Genomic DNA, 19,210 nt, shown 5'->3' with positions numbered 1-19,210 from the left:
GGGTCCCGGCGCGCGCCGGGACCCGGGAGGGGGTCAGGGAGCAGGCAGCAGGCGCAGGTCGAGGGAGTCCACCCGGTCGGCGACGACCGGCGAGGCGCCCAGCCGCTCCCCCAGCCGCGCGGTCAGCCGCTGCAGCCCGGCGCCGTCCAGGCCGGGGACGACACCGACGACCACGCGCAGCTCGCCGCCGGGCGCGGCCTCCAGCCGGACCCCGCGAACACCCTCCACGCCCGCCGCGGCCTCGGTCACCGCTGCCTCGACGAGGCCGTCGAAGGGGGCGGGCACCCACTCGCGCTCCTGCGCGAGCGCCCACAGCGCGGTGCGGCGCACCACGAAGCGCACCGGCCCGGCAGGGTCCAGCACGAGCACCTCGCACCGCTCCTGCACCCCCGACAGCGCCGCGCGCGCGGCGGGCACCGGCACCGGCCGCGCGTCGGGGCGCCAGGCGGACAGGGCCGCCAGGTCGGTGAACAGCGGCAGCCCGCGTCGGCCGTCCGGCTGGGTCAGCAGGGCGAGCGCCATGTCGGCGCTCTTGTCCCCCGCCGGGCCCGCCGCGACGACCTCCTGCTCGCCCAGCACGGCGACGACGGGGGCGAACACGCGCGTGGCGGCGAGCTGCGCCACCACCCGCGCCTCCGCGCGCAGCACGGCCACCGCGTCGGCCCCCTCCCCCGCGGCCGACCAGTCGGCCAGGGCCCGCTCCAGCCCGGGGGCGCGCCGGCCCTCGTCACCGGTGAAGGGGTTGGGCAGCAGGGTGCGCCCGGCCCACGGCACACCGGCGGAGTCGGTCGTGCCGCGCTCGGGAGGCGTCCCGGTCAGGGCCGGCCCGCCACGTCGAGGGCCTGCGGCAGCGTGAACGCCCCCGCGTACAGGGCCTTGCCGACGATCGCGCCCTCCACGCCCACCTCGACGAGCTCGCGCAGGACGTGCAGGTCCTCCAGGCTGGAGACACCGCCGGAGGCGACCACGGGGGCGCTGGTGCGCGCGCACACCTCGCGCAGCAGCTCGGTGTTCGGCCCGCGCAGCGTGCCGTCCTTGGTGACGTCGGTGACGACGTAGCGGGCGCACCCGTCGGCGTCCAGACGGGCGAGGACGTCCCACAGGTCCCCGCCCTCGCGGGTCCAGCCGCGCGCGGCCAGCGTGGTGCCGCGCACGTCCAGGCCCACGGCGACGCGGTCGCCGTGGCGGGCGATGGCGGAGCGGGTCCACTCCGGGTCCTCCAGCGCGGCGGTGCCCAGGTTCACCCGGCGGCAGCCGGTGGCGAGCGCCGCCTCCAGGGAGGCGTCGTCGCGGATGCCGCCGGACAGCTCCACGGCCACGTCGAGACGGCCGACGACGTCGGCGAGCAGCTCGCGGTTGGAGCCGCGCCCGAAGGCGGCGTCGAGGTCCACGAGGTGGATCCACTCGGCACCGGCCTCCTGCCAGGCCAAGGCGGCGTCCAGCGGGGATCCGTAGAAGGTCTCGCTGCCGGCCTCGCCCTGCACGAGGCGGACGGCCTGGCCGTCGGCGACGTCGACGGCGGGCAGGAGCTCGAGGCGGGGGGCTTGCGCGGGGGCGTCGGTCACGGGCGGGCAGTCTACGGACCGCCGCACCCGGCCCCCGGCGCCCCCGGCGGGGCTCAGCCCAGCGAGGTCACCCAGTTGCGCAGCAGCTGCGCGCCCGCGTCCCCGGACTTCTCGGGGTGGAACTGGGTGGCGGCCAGGGGCCCGTTCTCCACGGCGGCCACGAACCGGGTGCCGTGCTCGGCCCAGGTCACCCTCGGCGGCTCGACGAGGCCACCGGTGGTGTCGACGAGCTCGAAGCGCTGCACGGCGTAGGAGTGCACGAAGTAGAAGCGCTCGTCCTGCACGCCGTCGAAGAGCACCGAGCCGGCCGGCGCCTCGACACCGCTCCACCCCATGTGCGGCACGACCTGCGCGGGCAGGCGCTCGACGGTGCCCGGCCACTGGCCCAGCCCCTCCGCCACGCCCTCACCGGGCTCGGTGGAGGTCTCGAACATGACCTGCAGGCCCACGCAGATGCCCAGCACCGGTCGCCCGCCGGCCAGGCGCTGGTCGACGATCGAGGCGCCGTCGATGGCCTTCAGCCCGGCGTTGACGGCGGCGAAGGCGCCCACGCCGGGCACCAGGAGCCCGTCCGCCTCCAGCGCCGCCCTGCGGTCACCGGTCAGCTCCACGTCGGCGCCGACGCGCTCCAGGGCGCGCACGGCGGAGCGGACGTTGCCGAAGCCGTAGTCGAGGACGACGACGCGCTTGCTCACAGGGCTCCCTTGGTGGACGGCACGCCCTGCACCCGCGGGTCGGGCTCGACGGCGTAGCGCAGGGCGCGGGCGAGGGCCTTGAACTGGGCCTCGACGACGTGGTGGGGGTCGCGGCCGGCCAGGACCCGCACGTGCAGGGCGATCTGGGCGTGGAAGGCGAAGCTCTCCAGCACGTGGCGGGTCAGCGAGCCGGTGAAGTGCCCGCCGATGAGGTGGAACTCCTGCCCGTCGGGCTCACCGGTGTGCACGCAGTAGGGGCGGCCGGAGACGTCCACGACGACGTGCGCGAGGGCCTCGTCGAGCGGGACGGTGGCGTCGGCGAAGCGGCGGATGCCGCTCTTGTCGCCCAGGGCCTGCCGGAACGCCTGGCCGAGGACGATGGCGGTGTCCTCCACCGTGTGGTGCACGTCGATGTGGGTGTCGCCCTTCGCGCGGACGGTGAGGTCCATCAGCGAGTGCTTGCCCAGGGCGGTGAGCATGTGGTTGTAGAACGGCACCGTGGTGTCGATCTCGGTGCGCCCGGTGCCGTCGAGGTCGAGCTCGACCAGGACGCTGGACTCGGACGTGCTGCGCTCGATGCGCGCGGTGCGGCTCACTTCTTCTCCCCGTCGACCTCGGTCAGCGCCTTGCGGAACGCCGCCATCTCGTCCTGTGTTCCGATGCTCACCCGCAACCAGCCGTCGGGGCCGGTCTCGCGGATGAGGACCCCGCGCTCCAGCAGGCCCTGCCAGACGGCGTGGCGATCGGCGAAGGTGCCGAACAGCGCGAAGTTCGCGTCGGAGTCGGCGACCCGGTACCCGTTGCCGCGCAGCCACTGCACCGTCTCGTCGCGGCGGGCACGCAGTTCGTCGACGGTGGACAGCAGCGTCGCGGAGTGCTTCAGCGCGGCGCGCGCGACGGCCTGCGTCACGGCCGAGAGGTGGTACGGCAGGCGCACGATGCGCAGCGCGTCGACGAGGGCGGGGGCGGCGGCGAGGTAGCCCACGCGCGCACCGGCCAGGGAGAACGCCTTGCTCATGGTGCGGCTGACGGCGAGGTTGCCGTGGCGCGGCAGCAGCTCCAGGGCGCTGGGCACCCCGGTGCGGCGGAACTCCCCGTACGCCTCGTCGACGACGACGACCGCGCGCTGCGGCAGGGCGTCGACGGCGTCGAGGACGGCCTCGACCACGGGCAGCGGCAGCGCCGTGCCGGTGGGGTTGTTGGGGCTCGCCAGCAGCACCACGGAGGGGCGGTGCTCGGCGATCTGCGCGCGGGCGTGCTCGACGTCGAGGGTGAAGTCGTCGGCGCGCCGGCCGGTGACCCAGCGGGTGAGGGTGTCGCGCGCGTACTCCGGGTACATGGAGTAGGTGGGCGCGAAGCTCAGCGCGGTGCGGCCGGGCCCGCCGAAGGCCTGCAGCACGTGCAGCATCACCTCGTTGGAGCCGTTGGCGGCCCACACCTGCTCCGGGGTGAGCTCGGCACCGGACTCCAGGCGCAGGAACGCGGCGAGGTCGGCGCGCAGGTCGAGGAACTCGCGGTCCGGGTAGCGGTTCAGGCCGCTCGCCGCCCGGGCGACGGCCTCGGCGATGTCGGCGACGACCTCGGGCGCGACCGGGTACGGGTTCTCGTTGACGTTGAGCACCACCGGCACGTGCAGCTGCGGGGCGCCGTAGGGGTGCTCGCCGCGCAGGTCCTCGCGCAGCGGGAGGTCGGCCAGGGCGGTCCCCCGGGCCGGCGGGCGCGTGGTGTCGGTGGTCACGGCGGCATCATCCCAGAGGAGGGCGCGGCGGCCGGACGGCCCGGGCGGCGCCTAGCATCGAGGGGTGAGACGCCTCGCCACCGCCCTGACCTGCCTCGCCCTCGGCCTGGGGACCGCGGCCTGCAGCGCCTCCACCGAGAGCGGTGCGAGCGCGGACTGCACCCTGGACGGCTGCACGGTGACGTTCCCGCGCGACGGCCGGCCGGAAGTGTCGGTGCTCGGGGTGGACGCGACCCTGCTGGAGGCCGGCGACGGTTCGGCGCGGCTGGAGGTGGCCGGCCAGGAGGTCGTCCTCGACGTCGGCACCGAGGCGCAGGTGGCCGGCTTCACCGCGGGGCTGGACCGGGTCACCGACTCCGAGGTCGTCGTCGTGCTGCGGCGCTGAGCAGCCCCGGGTTCAGCTCCACCTGCGGGGGCCGCTCAGGAGCCTCAACGCCACCCGGACACGGGAACCGGCGGTGCTGCGCACGCCCCCGGCCCGCGCGGGGTCCAGCTCCCCGGCGAGCAGCCCCTCCACGGCGGCGGGCCAGTTCGCGAGCAGCAGCGGCGCATCGACGTCCACCGCACCCCTGAGACCACCGCGCCAGGCCGCACCGGTGTCCCGGTCCCCGCTCCGCCTCACCACGAGGACGTCGGCGCCGCGGACGAGGCGGGAGAGCCTCGCGGCGCCCGCCTCGGTCTCGGCGGGTCGATCGGGGACGAGCACGCACCCGACGCCCGGGACCGGAACCGCGGACGCCTGCAGGCGGGCCAGGGCGCAGAGGGCGGCGAGGCGCTCGACGTCGTTGACCGGCACGACGAGCACGGCGCGATCCGCCCCGCCGGACCGAGGACCCGACGAGGCGGCGGTGCTGTCGTCCGGCACGGGTGCTCCTCCGGTGGCTGGGGCGGTGCCAGCGCACCGGGCAGCTGCTCGGGCACGGCGACTCGGACGGGACCTGGACCGCACGTTCGAGGCCCGCGCGGTTCACGGGACCGAGGTGCGCATGCTACTACGCGGGGCAGGACCCGCAGCGTCCGCGGACCACCCACCGGCTGGGCGGCGCGCGCGGGGCGAACGCCGACGGGACGGCGCTCCGCGCGGCGGAGCGCCGTCCCGCACGGACGGAGGGAACCTCAGCAGGAGCTGGTGGTGCTGCTCTCGACGTTGTCGGTGATCGTGTTGCCCTGCCCCGTCTTGACGACGTAGGTCCCCAGGCGGCAGGCGCGGTTGCCGGAGACCGTGATCCCGTTGACGGCACCGATGAGGTTGACCGCGTTGCCCGTGCCGTCGTGGAACCAGTTCCCCAGACCCGCACCGCCGATCTGGACGTTGGAGAGGTTCACCACACCGCTGCCGTAGGTGCCCGTCCGGACACCGCCCCAGCGCGCCCCGTAGAACTCGTTCCTCTGGACGGTGATGTTGTAGACGCGCGCTCCGGGCTTGGTGAAGGCGAGCTGCAGGCCGGAACCGCGGTCACCGCCGCGGACCTTGTTCGCGACGTAACGGACGTCGTGCACGTCACCGAACTGCGCGTGCGCGACCAGACCGTCGTCGCCACCCGTCCTGATCCCCTGGTCCACGACGTTTCCGACGACGTCCCCGAAGGACGAGGTGTTGATGTGGATGCCGTCGAGCTGGTTGTAGTGGTCGACCTGAGGGCCGAGGGTGCTGCTGTTCTTCACGCAGAAGTTCTTGGAACCGATGACGCCGATCGAGTAGGCGAAGGGGTTACGGGTGTGCACGCGTTCGACCAGGACGTTGCTGGACCGGCGCACGTCGACCATCCACTGGGTCAGCCGGTTCGGGAGGGCGGCGGCGGCCAGGACGTCCCCGCTGGCGTCCGTGGACAGGTCGCTGATGGTGACGTTCTTCGCACCGGTGGTGGTGACGAGGGGGTACCCGCCGAACCAGTGCTCGGTCTGCAGGAAGCGGGGACCGGCCTTGAGCACCGTCGTACGACCGGCACCGTCGAGCTGAACGCCGTCACGCATCTGCAGGTGGCCGTCGATGACGTAGGTGCCCGACGGGATGGGGACGACACCGCCGCCGGCCGCACCGGCCCGGTCGATCGCCGCCTGGATGCCACGGGTGTCGTCGACCGCGTCGCCGGCCGTGATGCCGCTCGGCGCGAAGACCGTCTTCGCGGTGGCGCCGGTGGCCCCGCTGAGGCTGCAGGTCACGAGGGAGGAGGCGGAAACGGTGGTGGTGGCCGCGGAGGCGGCGGAGGACCCCGCGAGGGGGGTGGCCAGAACGGCAGCACCGAGGAAGAGGGAGAAGAACTTGCGCACGGGAGGGCACCTGCTTCGGAAGGGGGGTAGGTCAGGCTTCCCCCCATGGGTCGGGCTCTCCCCCAGACCGCTTTAGCCGTACCGGCCCGGGGTCGGGCACCTCCCCCGGATGGCGCAACCGTGGCGACTCAGCGTGATGACTCAGCGTGACGACTCGGCGTGACGACGTGCGCCGTGGCGCGGTTCCGGGCACTGGATCCCCCGGCGCGCGGCCCTCCACCCCGCTGCTGGCCGCGCTCCGCCCCCCCCGTCCGCGCGGGGCGGTCGTGCTCAGCGGACCAGGTTGCCCGTACCCGTCGCACCCTCGGGGAGCAGGAAGGCGCCGCTCCCGATCGACGTGTTGTGCGACACGTGGACCCCACCGCCGACGCGGGTGCGCAACTGCACGGCGAACCGCGCGTTGCGTGCGAACACGTTGCCGTCGCGCCGGTCACCGCCGATCGTGATGTTCCTGACCACGCCACCGCCGCCGTAGTCCCCGACGCGCACCCCGCTCGGGGAGTCGTGGAACAGGTTCCCGACCACCGTGATGTCGTGGATGTCGCCGTCTCCCAGGGCGAGCTGCATCCCGCCGCCGTACCTGCCGGACCGGGCCCGGTTCCCCCGGTAGACGACGTGGTGGCAGTCCCTGCCCATGGTGTGCGCGACGAGGGCGTCGTCACCGTCGCGTCCCGGCCCGCCCTGGTCCACGTCGTTGTCCTCGACCAGCCCGTGGCTGGAGTCGAGGACGTGGATCCCGTCGAGCTGCGTGTACCGGCCCGAGGTGCGCACGGACGTGCGGCACTGCCTGATCGTGAAGTCCGTCGAACCGACGCTGGCGATGGAGTAGGAGAACGGGTTCACCGTGCTGACCCGCTCGACCACGACGCGCTCGGAGCGGCGGATGTCCACCAGGTACTCGTGCAGGCGGTTCTCGACGTTCCCGTCCAGCAGGTCCCCGCTCTGGTCCGCGGTCAGGTCGGCGATGCGCACGTCCTGGGCCCCGTCGGTCGTCAGCAACGGGTACCCGTCGTGGGGCCCACGCGTGTCGAGGAACCGCGGACCGGCCTTGACCACGGTGCTCGGTCCCGCCCCGACGAGAGCCACCGCGCTGCGCAGGAGGAGGTGCCGCTGCGCGAGGTAGGTCGTCCCGGCGGCCAGCTGCACGGTGCCGCCCCCGGCCTCGTGGACGGCGTCGATGGCCCGTTGCACGGCGAACCCGTCGACGCCCTCCGGCGCCACCGTGAGGCCGCCCCGGGTCGGGGCCGGCCCACGCTCCCGGCTGCGGAGGCCGGCGGTGGCGGACACGGTCCCCACCGCGCCGGCCGTCAACCCCAGCAGCACCCTGCGGCCGAGCGACCACCTCCCGCCGCCCCGTGGTCCGGGCGCGTCCCGCCGATGTCCCCCGCTCCCTCCGGCGGGGCCACCGCCGTCCACGTCGGGACGGCCACCGGACGTCACGACACCATCTTGCCGGGGGGCGGGGAGGGGACGTCCAGGTGGGCGCAGCGCCCCTCCTGCCCCGTTCCCGCGACGTCCGCGGGCGGAGGGACGGGTCGGGGGGCGGGCGGGGGGACGGTCGCAGCAGCGGCGTCCCGCGGCGGGCGGCCGCGGCCCAGCACCTGCCGCACCAGGTCCGGGTAGGCGGCCGGGGTGTTCCTCGCCAGGTACTCGCGCGCGAAGCGCGCGGCGCCCGCACCGGCCGCGGCCCGCAGCACCGCGTCCCCGGACAGCAGGGCCACGGCCTCGCGCAGGCGCGGGACCTCGAAGGGCGGCACGGTCACCGAACCGGAGGCGGGGATCCACCGCAGCTGCGGCAGGTCGAAGTGCACGACGGGCCGTCCGCGGACCAGCGCCTCCAGCGCCGAGAGGCAGAAGCTCTCCTCGCGGGACGGCACGACGAGGAAGGCGCTGCCGGCGATGAGGGCCTCCTTGTCCTCACCGTGCACGGGTCCCACCCACCGCACCCGGGGTCCGAGCCCCTCCAGCCGTCCGGTGAGCTCCTGCTCGTCGCGCTTGCGCCCACCTCCGGCGATCACCAGGGGCAGGAGCTCCTCACCACCGTGCGCGTAGGCGTCGAGCAGCAGGTCCAGTCCCTTCTGCCGCACGTCGATCCTGCCGAGGAAGAGGGCGTAGCGCCCGGCGTCGGCGCCGGTGGCCGGGCGCTCCGGCGGTTCGACGGCGTTGGGGATGAGGTGCACACGGGTCGTGGTCGTGCACTCACGGACCACCTCCTGATCGCTGGCGTTGAGGACCACCACGTCGCCGTAGGACCGCAGCAGTCGCCGCTCCGCCCTCAGGGGGAACCGGGTGCGGTAGCGGCGCGCCATGTCCCTGCCGGACAGCGCCTGCGCCAGCCCCACCACCGGGCGCCTGGTGACCAGCGGGACCAGGTTGCTCGACCAGGGCGGGGTGAAGCTCTCGATCCACAAGTCGTAGCGCAGCAGGACCGCGGTCAGGGGCAGCAGCAGCGCCCAGAGGATCTGGCCCGCGCGCGGGCCGAGCCACGTCACGGGCAGGTGCAGGTGCGCGACACCGCCGCGCTCGGTCCTGCGGAACCGCCGACCGCCCGTCACGACCAGGACGTCGTACTCGGCGGTCAGGCGGTCGGCGATGGTGCGCACCACGACCGGTCCACCACCGGCGTAGTGGGGGTTGTCGAAGTCGTCGAAGATGGAGATGACCACCCTCGGCCTGCAGGTCACCGGCGCTCCTCCCCACGACCGCGTCCCGCCAGGGCGCTGGCGGAGCGGTAGGTGCGCAGAGCCGCGGCACCGGCGGCCGACACCGGGAACCGCTCGAAGGAGCACGCCCGCCAGGTCAGGTCCACCGCCCCGAACTTGGACTTGTACGCGGCCAGGCTCGACCCCGGGTCGGACTCGCCGAACGAGTACGAGCGGTCCCCCCGTGCGACGGCCTCCTCGATGGCCAGGTGGTGCAGCAGCGCGTTGGCGTGGGTGCGCCCGGCCAGCTGCTGGTCCTGCGCGCCACGCCACATCAGCGAGTGCCCGTCCCCGTGGAGGATCACCACCGAGGCCGCCGCCCGCCCCTCGACGTAGGCGGTCCACGTGACCAGGTCCTCACCCACGACGCGCGAGACGGCCTCCAGCAGGCGCGGCGGTTCCTGCAGTCGCGCCTGCAGGCGGCCGAGCGCGGCGGGACGACCCGCGTTGCGCGCCCAGCGGGCCGCGGAGAGCCGGTACAGGTGCGCGAACTCCGGGAGCGCGCCGCCCGTGGCGTCGCGGCGGACCTCCACGCCCTCGCGCTCGGCGCGCTTGACGCTCCTGCGGACGTTGCTGGAGTACCCCCGCCACACCGCTCCGGCCCCGCCCGACAGGTCGAGCACCTGCGTGAGGTGGTGGTGCTCCGCCTTGGCGCCGGGGAGCGCGGGCGCTCGCTGCGGCGGGAAGGGGGACGGCACGACGGTCGTGCGCAGCCCGGGCGTCGCGGCCAGGTCGGCCCCGACGAGGGCCAGGTCGGCGGGCGTCACCACCCCGTCGGAGGCGAGAACTCCCCCGTAGCCCCAGCCGTGGGGCCACGAGGCGGAGATCCGCAACGGTCCCGCCCCCCGGGAGACCATCGGCAGGACGAGGAACCGGCCACCGCTCAGCTCGTAGAGCCGGCCGCTGCCGCGCCAGGGGGTCGCGGACTCCAGGCAGCGCAGCCAGCGCGGTGTCTGCGTGAGGACCGGGTGCCGCGTCCGCGAGACCGCTTCCCACCACGCGGCCTCCGGCAGCGGCGAGACCGCCGCGCGACCCCCGCCACCGCGCTGGGGCGGCACCACGACCCGGGCACCACCGCCGGTCCCCTCCCCACCCCCGACGCTCCCGCTGCCCCGGGCAGCCTCGATCCGCGCCTGCGTCATGCCGCTCCTCCCCCTCCGACGACCGTCAACAACCTCGTGGGCACGTGCAACCGGTCCTCCAGGAGGGGGACGCCCCCCGGGAACAGGGCGTCCACCTGCGTGCGGTAACCGGCGATGAGCGGGGTCTTCCCCGAGCCGGCCGCCGGGACGGTGACCGGCGCCAGCGCGTGCGCCGCCGTGAACGCCGCGTCCGGCTCCTGCCGCAGCGCGTACGGCAGGTCCGCGTAGTACAGGACGTCACCGCCGACGCGCGCCGCGACGTCGCGCACCAGCACGTGGTCGACGTGACGACCCACCCCCAGCGGGGCGACGAGGACGGTGGGCGCCGGCGCCGCGAGCCGCTCGACGACCTCGCTCACCGCGCGCACGACGTGCCGGTCCGCGCGACTCACCCTCCCCGCCGCGACGTGCCACCGGTACGTCGGGTAGACGTGCCCCAGTTCCGGCAGCAGGCGCGCCAGGCGGGCCGCAGCGGCACCGGAGCGCTTGCGGAACAACGCGTCGTCGAGACCGGCGTGGACGCGGGTGGCGCGCACCCGGGCGAGGACACCGGCGTCCTCGGCCCGGCGGCGGGCGTACAGCTGCGCGGCCGAACCCGCACCGCACTGCCGCAGGTACGCCCTCGCGGAGGCCGTGTGCGGTGTCGACTGCTCCGTGAACAGCGTGCAGACCGTGACGTCGGCCCCCTCCCCCAGGGCGAGGAGCAGGTTCCCGCAGGAGAGCACTGCGTCGTCCAGGTGCGGGGAGAGGAACACGTAGCGCAGCGAGGCGTCCGGCACGAGCCGCCACGTCGGCCCCGTCTCCCCGGGGGCCCGGCGCACGCGGATCCGCGGTCGCCCCGCGAGCGTCTCCGTCACCGCCCCCACCCCCGGCCCGCGGTCGCGGAGGGCCCCGCGGCGACGTGGCGCGGTTCGTACCGCCTCGGGGCCCTGCGGGGCAGGACCCCGAGGACCACCGCGCACGTCACCGCACCGGCCAGCACGGCGGTGGCGGACCACCCCAGCGGCCAGCTCCTGGACGCCAGCAGCACGACGGTGAGCACCGCGCACCAGGCCGCGACCCGCCAGGAGGGCAGGAACGCCCGCCGCACGTCGTGCGGGGCCGTCCGCAGCAGCGCCAGCAGCGTGGCGGCGGTGCCGGCCGCCGCGCCGGCCGCCATGCCCGTGACGCCCCCGACGGCGTGGGCGAGCACCAGCACGGCGGTGTGGACGGCGAGCCCCACCCCCAGCGTGCGCGCGGCGCGCGAGTGCAGCCCGCCCGCCTGCAGGACCGTGGCGAGGAGGGCGACGGCCCCCAGGAGCGCGCCGGCGGCCGCGGCGAACGGCAGGACCGAGGTCGTCCCGGCGTACCCGGAGGGCAGGACCCGCTGCACCAGGGAAGCGGGCACCGTCGCGAGGACGACGGCGAACGGGAGCGCCGCGGTGAGGTAGTCGCGGACCGCTGCGCCGACCACCTCCGTGGTGGCTCCGCCCTTCGCGGCCGTGATCGTCCCGTGGATCGCAGCGGCCACCGCCGCGGCGAGGAAGACCGGCACCCGGGCGACGATGGTGGCGGTCTGGTACGACGCCGCCTGGGTGGGGTCGGGGGCGACCGCGGCCACCACGACCTGGTCGACGGCGGCCAGCAGGGCCACCAGCCCCTGCACGGCCACGACGCCCGCCGCGGAGGTCCAGAGGGTCCGTACCCCGAGGGCGCCCCTCGCCGGCCGCAGGCGCCGCCCGGCGAACAGCAGGCCGGCGAGGACCACCACGGCCGATCCGGCGAGGAAGCCGGCCGTCGCGCCGACCGCTCCCGCACCGGCCGCGACGAGCAGAGCACCCGCCGCGCACTTGACGACGGTCTCACCGAGGCGCGCCCCCGCGAGCAGGCGCAACCGCCCGTCGCCCTGCAGCGAACCGTAGGCGGTGGCGGCCGGGAAGACGAGGAAAGCGCCCAGCGCGACCACCACCACCGCGCGCGGCGGGGCGAAACCGGAGGAGACCACAGCGGCCAGCGCCGCGGCCACCAGGCCGAGGAGGACGTTCAGGCTCGTCGAGAACCACACGGCGCGCGACCGCTGCAGAGCGGTGCTCGCACGGCCGAGGGCCTCGGCGAGGACCCACGCACCGCTCGTGGCGGCGATGGTCCCCGCCACCAGGACCACTCCCTGCCCCGCGGCGAACACGGCGTAGTCGCGCGCCGGGAGGACGTGCGTGAGACCGAGGGAGTACACGTAGTTCAGGAGGCCCACGACGACACCGGCGATGCTCAACCACCGCGCGTCCCGGAGGACGGCGTCCGTCGCGGAACTGCTCTCCGGCGGTGCCGGCGCTGCGGTGCGGATCGGCACAGCGCTACCCCCTGGCCGGGTAGAGGTCGATCAGCTGCATCTCGCCGTTGGTCGCACCGGTGAACGTGAAGACGACCCGCCCGCGGCTCGCCAGCTCCTGGACCTGATCGTGCGGGAGGGAGGTGTACCCCTGCTCGGTCATCCGCGGGATCGACAGCACGTACCGGATGTCATCGCGGTCCACCTGCTCCGCCGACGTGACGAGCTCGGCGCCGTGCGGTTCCATCGTCCACACGCCGGTGTCCGTGAAGACGCCCACGGGTTCACCGTCGCCGTTCGCGGCCAGCCACCGGTCCACGTGCTGGTAGCCGTTGTCCGCGTGGGCCCGGATGGACACGTAGACACCGGCGTTCCACGTGACGACGATCCCGAGGACCGCCAGGAGCGCGATGCCGAGCCGCCGGTCGCGCGAACGCCGGGCCAGCTGGGAACCGGCTGCGGCGGTCGTCAGCGCGGCCGGCACGACGAGGTAGTAGGCGAAGTGCTCCTCGATGGTCCCGAAGGCGAAGGCGTACCCCAGGTACCCCACGGTGGCCGCGCCGAAGGCGCCGAGGAGCTTCCGCAACCGGTCGGCGGAGCGCAGGAGCACGACGGCCGCGACCAGTCCCACCCCCATGAGCAGGTAGGTCGTCCAGAAGTGGGCGAGCTCGTCGAGCAGGCGCCCCGACAGGGAGGGCGCCCCCTCCCTGTTGAACCCGGTGGACTTCTCCAGACCGAGCAACCGCAGCACCCCGCGGAACTTCTGGGTGAAGAACGCCTCGAACAGGCCGTTGGCCGCCACGACCACCAGGTAGACCAGGTAGGGCACGGCCGCCGAGGTCAGGACGACGGCCAGGCTCCGGCGGTCCAGGATCCACCGGCGCCAGGCCGCCAGACCGAGGGGGATCACGACGAAGAAGACGGCGACGTCCTTGCTGCAGACGGCGAAACCGAGCGCGAGCCCGGTCGCGACGGCCAGGAGCCTCTGCCCTCTACCCCGCTGGCCCCTGTCGAAGCGGTCGGAGAGCACGACGAGCAGCGCCAGGCCGAGCAGCAGCCAGAACACCGTCGCCGTCTCCAGCAGCACCCGGCCGTTCTGGCGCAGGACGAAGGGTTCCACCAGGAGCAGGAGCGCCGCCACCGCACCCGCCAGGGCCCCGCCGATCCGGCGCACGAGCAGGAAGGCGAGAGCGACCGACAACCCGCCCAGCACGGCGTTCAGTGCCCGTGCGCGGTAGGTCAGCGTCCAGACGTCGTCGCTGTGCGGGAAGGCGCCCTGCCACAGGGCGTCCATCACGAAGAAACCCGGTGGGTGCAGGAAGAAGGGGCCGTTCTGCAGCGTCGGGATGGAGCCCGTCGACAGGCTCCGGCCGAGGCGGTCGTAGACCACCTCGTCGACGAAGATGTCGTAGGCCGAGTCGAGGTGGAGCAGGCGCAGGGCGGCGCCCAGCGCAGCGGCGCCCGCGGCGATCCACAGCGCAGCGCGCGAGAACGTCGCCTCCGCACCCGCGACCTCGGGGGCCGGCCTCGCGCCCCGCTCCGTCAGCTGCATCAGCGCACTCCCTCTCGCGTCAAGGCTCCCGGGCCCTCGGGGGGCGCCGCCGTCTCGTCCCCGCCGTGCTCCACGACCGCCGGGGTCCGCCGGGCCGGCAGGACGGGGCGCGACGGCTCCCCCCCGTGCCGGGCGACGGCTGCGGCGACCTGAGCCGTCGCCGTCGGCGAGACCGGGACGTCGAGCGACCCGGTCGCCCGCAACCAGGCCCGGGCCTTGGGCTCGAAGCTCAGCCCGACGACGGGCGTCCGGGTGGCCGTGGCGAAGATGAGCGCGTGCAACCGGACGCCGACGACGAGGTCGCACGCGGCGAACACGGCCTTGGCCGTGCGCGGGTGCAGTCCCGGCCCCACCACCGACATCCGCTCCGGGTCGGAGAGCCGCTGCCTGATCCGCTCCGCGAGGAGGGCGTCGGCGTGCGAGGCCCCGAGCCCGTAGTCGCCCTGGTCGGACAGCGACACGCAGACGACCTCGCCGTCCCGGCGGTCGATCCACTCCTGCGCCGCGGCCGTCAGGGCGTCGACGATGCGGTCGGTGTCCTGCTGCTGCGGCGCCGGCTTGACCGACAGCCCGAGCAGGGGGCGCGTGCGATCCGCCCCGGCGGCGGTCAGCAGCTCCTCCACCTCCGCGGCGTCGGTCGTTCCGAGCGCCACGGCGGGGTCGTCGACGAGGTGGACCCCGCGCCGACGCCCCAGGAGGCCGCGGGTGAAGGTGTCGAAGCTCTCGTCGTCGCGCACGGACACGTGCGAGGCGAGGCGCCCGGCGACCCGCAGCGCGGTGCGCGTGACGGCAGGCGTGGAGGCGTAGGCCCCCAGGGCCACGAAGGCGATGCGCTTGCCGAGCGCCCGGGCACCGAGCGCGGCGAACGGAAGGACCCTGACCAGCGGCGGCAGCCCCTTGCCGAACATGCCGCCGCCGCCGATGGCGACGACGTCGGCGCGCAGCGCCGCGGCGATGGAGGCCCTGGAGACCGTGGGCACGGCGCGGACGGCGTGGAGGGCGGTGACGTCCGCCGGGTTCCGCGAGACCACCGTCAGGTCGGTGTCGGCGAGCAGTTCGCTGAGCCGTGAGCAGATGGCCTCGTCGCCCGTGTTCCCGTTGCCGTAGTTGCCGACCAGCAGCACCCGGGTCCGACGGACACGGCCCGTCAGGCGGCTGCGGTGCGAGGGGCTGACGGCCTCGGCGATCACGGTGTCCGGCTCCGGGACGCGACCGGCGGCCACGGGCTCACCCGCCACCGCCGACTCGTACACGGCCAGCTGCGCCCGGGCGAGCCGGTCCCAGCGCAGGTGCTCGACCGTCGCCGGGCCGGCGGCACCGAGGAGTGCGCAGAGCCCGGGGTCCTCGGACAGCCGTGCGATCTCCTGCGCGTAGCGCTCCCCGTCGAACGCGGGGACCAGCACCCCGTTCGCGGGCGTGACCACCTGCCGCAGGCACGGGATGTCGAAGGCGAGGACGGGGGTACCCACCGCGGCGGCCTCGGCGGCGACCATGCCGAAGGTCTCGTAGCGCGAGGGCATCACCACCACCTGCGCGGAGGACAGGAGCGCGAACCGGTCCTCGTGCGCGACGCGCCCGAGGAACCGCACGCGCCGGCCGAGCCCGAGCTCGGCGACACGGGCGCGCAGCCTCTGCTCGTCGGGGCCGTCGCCCGCCAGCAGGAGGTCGGCACCGATCACCGGGGCGACCGCCGCGTAGGCGTCGAGGAGGAGGTCGAGCCCCTTCTGCGCGCACTCCAGGCGGCCCAGGTACAGCAGGTGCGCGCGCCGTTCCGCCGCCGGGGCCCCGAACGCGCTCTCCGGCAGGCCGTTCGGCACGGCGTGCACCTGCGCCAGCGGGTTGCGCCGGCGCAGCTCACCGGCCAGGTCCTCGGAGACGGCGACGAGGCGATCGTGCGAGCGCAGCCCGAGGTCCTCCACGAGGTGGAACGGCAGGTGGTACTGCCGGGCCTTCTGGCGGGCGAACAACCACTGCACGACGCCCACCACGGGCCGGCGCGTCATCCAGGGCACCGCGACGGATGAGAACGGCGCGGCGAAGTCCTCGACGACGAGGTCGGAGCGGTGCCGTGCGAGGGCCAGCGGGAGGGCTGCGAAGTAGGCCAGCAGGGACCCGAAGTGCCCCAGCGGGGCGCCCACGTGGACGTACCGGACACCGTCCGCCGCGTAGTCGCGGCACCCGCGGTAGCTGGCCACGAGGACCGTCACGTCGCACGTCCGCGCCAGTCGCGCGTTGACCTCGTGCGTCCTGACGGAGCCGCCTCCGGCACCCGGCCGTCGCGGGTCCTCGAACCCCAGGTGCAGGATCTTCAAGCGCTCGCCCTCCTTCGTCGTTGCATCGGGTTCGGCACCGGGTGCCGGTGCGGGGCTCGCGCGGAAGGCGAGGAGCGCGGACAGCCCCACGAGCGCAGCGGTGGCGAACCACGCGCCGGTGCGGTCGTGCAGCGCCGCGAGCAGCGCGCCGGCGGGCACCCACGCGAGGACCTCGCGCAGTCGCAGCGCACCGGGCCACCGGCCCGTCGCGGCGCGCAGCAGGGAGGCCGCTGCCGCGGCGAGGACCACGAGCACGGCCACGGCCACGGCGGGCACGCCCCCGGCGGACACCGACAGCGCGACCACCGGGACCAGGAGCGCGGCCGCCGCCAGCACGGGGACCGCGGCACTCGCGAAGGCGTCGACGGCCTTGAGGTCGGCGGCCAGGAGGTTGACGACCCCGAGGAGCCACCCCCCGGCCGCCGTCAGCACGAGCAGCTCGCCCAGGGAGCCGTACTGCGGTGGCAGCAGCGCAGCCAGGACGGGACCGGGCACGGTGGCGATGACGAGCGCCACGGGCGTCGCCAGGCGGACGTACTGGCGCCAGCTCGTGGCCACGACCCGGTCGTGCCGGGCGACCGGGGTGGCGGCGATCCGAGCGAAGACGACCATGGACAGCGCCACCGCGACGAACAGCGGGACGCGGCCGAGGACCGTGGCCGCCTGGTAGGCCCCCAGGCGGGTCGACGTCCCGACGACGGCCGCGGCGACGAGGACGTCCAGGCCCGCCAGGGCCGCTGTCCCCCCCTGGACCGCCAGCTGTCCCCCGGCCCGGCGCAGCAGGGCGGCGTCGGACCGGTGGGGCAGACGGGGGCGGGCCACCGCCCCGAAGGCGACGGCGCCGACCACCACGACGAGGGCGCTGCCCACCGTGAACCCGAGCAGGGCACCCGCGGGCCCCAGACCCGCCAGTGCCAGCCCGGCCCCGACCGCCAGCCGCGAGAGCAGTTCGAGGACGCGCAGCGCTGCGATCCGCTGGAAGCCCCGCCTGCCCTGGAGCGCACCGATCACGTTCCCGGACAGGAAGGTGAGGAAGCAGGTGACGGCCAGGACGGCCTGCAGCCCGGGCGAGGCCCACGGCGCGGAGACCAGGACCGCCGCACCGGCGGTGAGCACGCCCTGCAGGACGGCGGCGGACGTGGCGGCGCGCGCGGCGCGCGCGGCGCGCGAGGAGTCGCCCGAGGCGATCTCCTGCGCCAGCACCCAGGGGACCGCGGCGGACGCGAGCGTGCCGACGACCAGCAGCAGGGAGGAGCCGGTGGCGAAGGCGCTGTAGCCCGCACCGGGCAGCAACCAGATCAGGACGAGGCTGAAGGCGTAGTTGCCCACCGCCGTGAGCACGGTGGAGGCGAGCAGGGCCGACGTGCCCCGCTGTGCCCGGGCCCGCTCCCGGCGCTCACCGCCGCGCGGTGCGGGCACCGAGGAGGTGCTCCCGGTGCGGTTCACGCACTGCCCTGGGTGGCCGGGGAGGAGAGCCGGAGCAGGTCGGCGGTGCGGGCGACCGACACCGACACCCGGTGCCGGGAGGCGTCCTCGTCGCGCACCCCCAGGCGCTCCAGGACCCGGCTCACGTTCTGCGTGTCCGCGCCCCGGCAGAGCAGCGAGACGGAGTCCCCGCTGCGCTCCCAGGCGTCGGCCCGGCGCACGGCGTCCTGCCAGTTCTCCGGCAGCGCGGTGAGCGGGACCGTCACCACCGTGCTCACGTCCGACGACGTCCGGCGGTTGCGACCGCCGAGCGCCAGCGCGCGACGTTCCGACTCCAGGGCCCCCAGGACCCGCTGCGCCATGGCGTCCCAGGTGAACCTCGAGGCCCAGCGCCGGGCGTGCTGCGCCACCTGGTGCGCGCGCCCCTCGTCCCGCAGCTCGTCGAGGGCGGCAGCGACGGCCTCCCCGAGATCGGTTCCGTCGTCGATCAACCAGCCGGTCTCGCCGTCGACGATCGAGTCGCGCAGGCCCGGGCGGCGGAAGGCGAGGGCGGGCACACCCAGGGCGTTGGCCTCGACGACCGACAGACCCCATCCCTCGCCCTGCGAGGCGTTCACCGTCATCCACGCGGTCGAGAGCACCTGGTCGCGCTGCAGGTCGTCGAGGCCCTCCTTGAAGTCCACGGCGTCGGCGAGGCCCAGGTCCGCCGCCAGCTGCCGGAGGCGGGGCCCCTCGGTGCCGCGGCCGACGATGGTGAGCCGCGCGTCCGGAACCCGGCTCAGCACGGTGGGGAACGCCTGGATCACCATCTCGGTGCGCTTGTGGGGGACGAGCCTGCCGAGGCACACGACCGAGGGGTGAACGGTGCGCTCCGGCGTGGCGGTGCGCACCTGCTCGCTGACCGACCAGCCGGGAGGAGTCACCCAGATCTCCCCGCGCAGACCCAGTCGTCGGCGGGCGTCCGTCCTGGTGGAGGGGGACACGGCCAGGATCCCGCGACGCCCGTAGACCACCCGGCTGCCCGTGCTCTCGAGCCAGCGCCCCACGGCTGCGGCCGGCGCGGGGAAGTACTTCGCGAACTGGTCCTGGTGGACGTGGTGGAGCAGCATCAGGGCCGGTGTCGTGCGCGGCAGCACGGCGGGCGAGAAGAACGGGATCCCGTTCTGCGAGTCGATGAGGCCGTCGACGCGGTCCCTGTGCCGGAGCAGCCACAGCAGGGCGTGGCCGTACACGGTGAAGCGACCGCCGCGACGGACGATGCGGTACCCGTCGCGCTCCTCCTCGCGCGGGGCTCCGGGCACGTCGGCGCAGACGAGGACCACTTCCTCACCGGCTCGCGCGAAGCGATGTGCGAGTTCCTGGCAGACCACTTCGGCACCGCCGGCCTCGGGGTGGTCGAGATCGCGCCAGTTCGTGATGACGAGCATGGGAGCACTCCTCGGGAGGGGGCGCCTGCACGCGGGAGGCGCAGCGAGGCAGGAAGGATCGACAGGCGCGCAC

General features: G+C 75.1%; 16 protein-coding genes. 1 reads left to right on the top strand and 15 read right to left on the bottom strand.

Translation table 11 applies throughout. From position 1 onward, the window contains the following. Positions 1–33: 33 nt before the first annotated feature. Genes V9U69_RS02395 through V9U69_RS02375 form a run of 5 tightly spaced genes read right to left on the bottom strand, consistent with a single transcriptional unit; the run spans position 34 to position 3,998 of the window. On the bottom strand, positions 34–774 hold the full coding sequence (locus V9U69_RS02395; RefSeq protein WP_337059698.1) for an SseB family protein: 741 nt from the start codon (positions 772–774) through the stop codon (positions 34–36). Positions 775–815: 41 nt separating this feature from the next. Next, positions 816–1,565, bottom strand: coding sequence for a bifunctional 1-(5-phosphoribosyl)-5-((5-phosphoribosylamino)methylideneamino)imidazole-4-carboxamide isomerase/phosphoribosylanthranilate isomerase PriA (priA, locus tag V9U69_RS02390; RefSeq protein WP_337059697.1), 750 nt, complete (start codon positions 1,563–1,565; stop codon positions 816–818). A 53-nt stretch (positions 1,566–1,618) separates the two neighbouring features. Continuing rightward, positions 1,619–2,260 (bottom strand): imidazole glycerol phosphate synthase subunit HisH, encoded by a 642-nt coding sequence (gene hisH, locus V9U69_RS02385; RefSeq protein ID WP_337059696.1) that lies wholly within the window; start codon positions 2,258–2,260, stop codon positions 1,619–1,621. Then, complete coding sequence (gene hisB / locus V9U69_RS02380; protein WP_337059695.1) at positions 2,257–2,856, bottom strand: imidazoleglycerol-phosphate dehydratase HisB; 600 nt, start codon at positions 2,854–2,856, stop codon at positions 2,257–2,259. Before hisB ends, hisH begins: the two co-directional genes overlap by 4 nt. Continuing rightward, the gene (locus V9U69_RS02375) at positions 2,853–3,998 is read right to left on the bottom strand and encodes a histidinol-phosphate transaminase (RefSeq protein ID WP_337059694.1); all 1,146 of its coding nucleotides are present in this window, start codon (positions 3,996–3,998) and stop codon (positions 2,853–2,855) included. Before V9U69_RS02375 ends, hisB begins: the two co-directional genes overlap by 4 nt. Before the next feature lie 64 nt (positions 3,999–4,062). On the opposite strand from V9U69_RS02375, the gene V9U69_RS02370 reads away from it, so the two are divergent. Next, positions 4,063–4,383 (top strand): hypothetical protein, encoded by a 321-nt coding sequence (locus V9U69_RS02370; protein ID WP_337059693.1) that lies wholly within the window; start codon positions 4,063–4,065, stop codon positions 4,381–4,383. A gap of 12 nt (positions 4,384–4,395) precedes the next feature. On the opposite strand, the gene V9U69_RS02365 is transcribed toward V9U69_RS02370, so the two are convergent. The 10 genes from V9U69_RS02365 to V9U69_RS02320 all read right to left on the bottom strand — a co-directional run bounded on the left by V9U69_RS02365 (position 4,396) and on the right by V9U69_RS02320 (position 19,137). Then, on the bottom strand, positions 4,396–4,863 hold the full coding sequence (locus tag V9U69_RS02365; protein ID WP_337059692.1) for a hypothetical protein: 468 nt from the start codon (positions 4,861–4,863) through the stop codon (positions 4,396–4,398). Positions 4,864–5,114: 251 nt separating this feature from the next. Beyond that, positions 5,115–6,269, bottom strand: a complete 1,155-nt coding sequence (locus V9U69_RS02360) for a glycosyl hydrolase family 28-related protein (RefSeq protein ID WP_337059691.1) — start codon at positions 6,267–6,269, stop codon at positions 5,115–5,117. A gap of 270 nt (positions 6,270–6,539) precedes the next feature. Further along, a complete protein-coding gene (locus V9U69_RS02355; RefSeq protein ID WP_337059690.1) occupies positions 6,540–7,490 on the bottom strand; it encodes a right-handed parallel beta-helix repeat-containing protein in 951 nt (316 codons plus the stop codon). Positions 7,491–7,705: 215 nt separating this feature from the next. Further along, positions 7,706–8,953, bottom strand: coding sequence for a glycosyltransferase family 4 protein (locus V9U69_RS02350; protein WP_337059689.1), 1,248 nt, complete (start codon positions 8,951–8,953; stop codon positions 7,706–7,708). Further along, positions 8,950–10,113 (bottom strand): GNAT family N-acetyltransferase, encoded by a 1,164-nt coding sequence (locus tag V9U69_RS02345; RefSeq protein ID WP_337059688.1) that lies wholly within the window; start codon positions 10,111–10,113, stop codon positions 8,950–8,952. The genes V9U69_RS02350 and V9U69_RS02345 overlap by 4 nt, the downstream gene beginning before the upstream one ends. Continuing rightward, the gene (locus tag V9U69_RS02340) at positions 10,110–10,970 is read right to left on the bottom strand and encodes a PIG-L deacetylase family protein (RefSeq protein ID WP_337059687.1); all 861 of its coding nucleotides are present in this window, start codon (positions 10,968–10,970) and stop codon (positions 10,110–10,112) included. Before V9U69_RS02340 ends, V9U69_RS02345 begins: the two co-directional genes overlap by 4 nt. Continuing rightward, the gene (locus V9U69_RS02335) at positions 10,967–12,442 is read right to left on the bottom strand and encodes a hypothetical protein (RefSeq protein ID WP_337059686.1); all 1,476 of its coding nucleotides are present in this window, start codon (positions 12,440–12,442) and stop codon (positions 10,967–10,969) included. Before V9U69_RS02335 ends, V9U69_RS02340 begins: the two co-directional genes overlap by 4 nt. A gap of 4 nt (positions 12,443–12,446) precedes the next feature. Further along, positions 12,447–13,973, bottom strand: a complete 1,527-nt coding sequence (locus tag V9U69_RS02330; RefSeq protein WP_337059685.1) for a phospholipid carrier-dependent glycosyltransferase — start codon at positions 13,971–13,973, stop codon at positions 12,447–12,449. Then, complete coding sequence (locus tag V9U69_RS02325) at positions 13,973–17,731, bottom strand: glycosyltransferase (RefSeq protein WP_337059684.1); 3,759 nt, start codon at positions 17,729–17,731, stop codon at positions 13,973–13,975. The genes V9U69_RS02330 and V9U69_RS02325 overlap by 1 nt, the downstream gene beginning before the upstream one ends. Next, complete coding sequence (locus tag V9U69_RS02320) at positions 17,728–19,137, bottom strand: glycosyltransferase family 4 protein (RefSeq protein WP_337059683.1); 1,410 nt, start codon at positions 19,135–19,137, stop codon at positions 17,728–17,730. Before V9U69_RS02320 ends, V9U69_RS02325 begins: the two co-directional genes overlap by 4 nt. Between the last annotated feature and the right edge of the window lie 73 nt (positions 19,138–19,210).

It is taken from the genome of Kineococcus sp. G2 (assembly GCF_037154035.1).
In the GTDB taxonomy this organism is placed as follows: Bacteria; Actinomycetota; Actinomycetes; order Actinomycetales; family Kineococcaceae; genus Kineococcus.
This window is presented reverse-complemented; position numbering and strand designations above follow the sequence as displayed.

Coding starts and splice junctions, on each gene's coding strand:
- V9U69_RS02345 (WP_337059688.1), bottom strand. CDS start 10,113: ATGACGCAGGCGCGGATCGAGGCTGCCCGGGGCAGCGGGAGCGTCGGG.
- V9U69_RS02330 (WP_337059685.1), bottom strand. CDS start 13,973: ATGCAGCTGACGGAGCGGGGCGCGAGGCCGGCCCCCGAGGTCGCGGGT.
- V9U69_RS02320 (WP_337059683.1), bottom strand. CDS start 19,137: ATGCTCGTCATCACGAACTGGCGCGATCTCGACCACCCCGAGGCCGGC.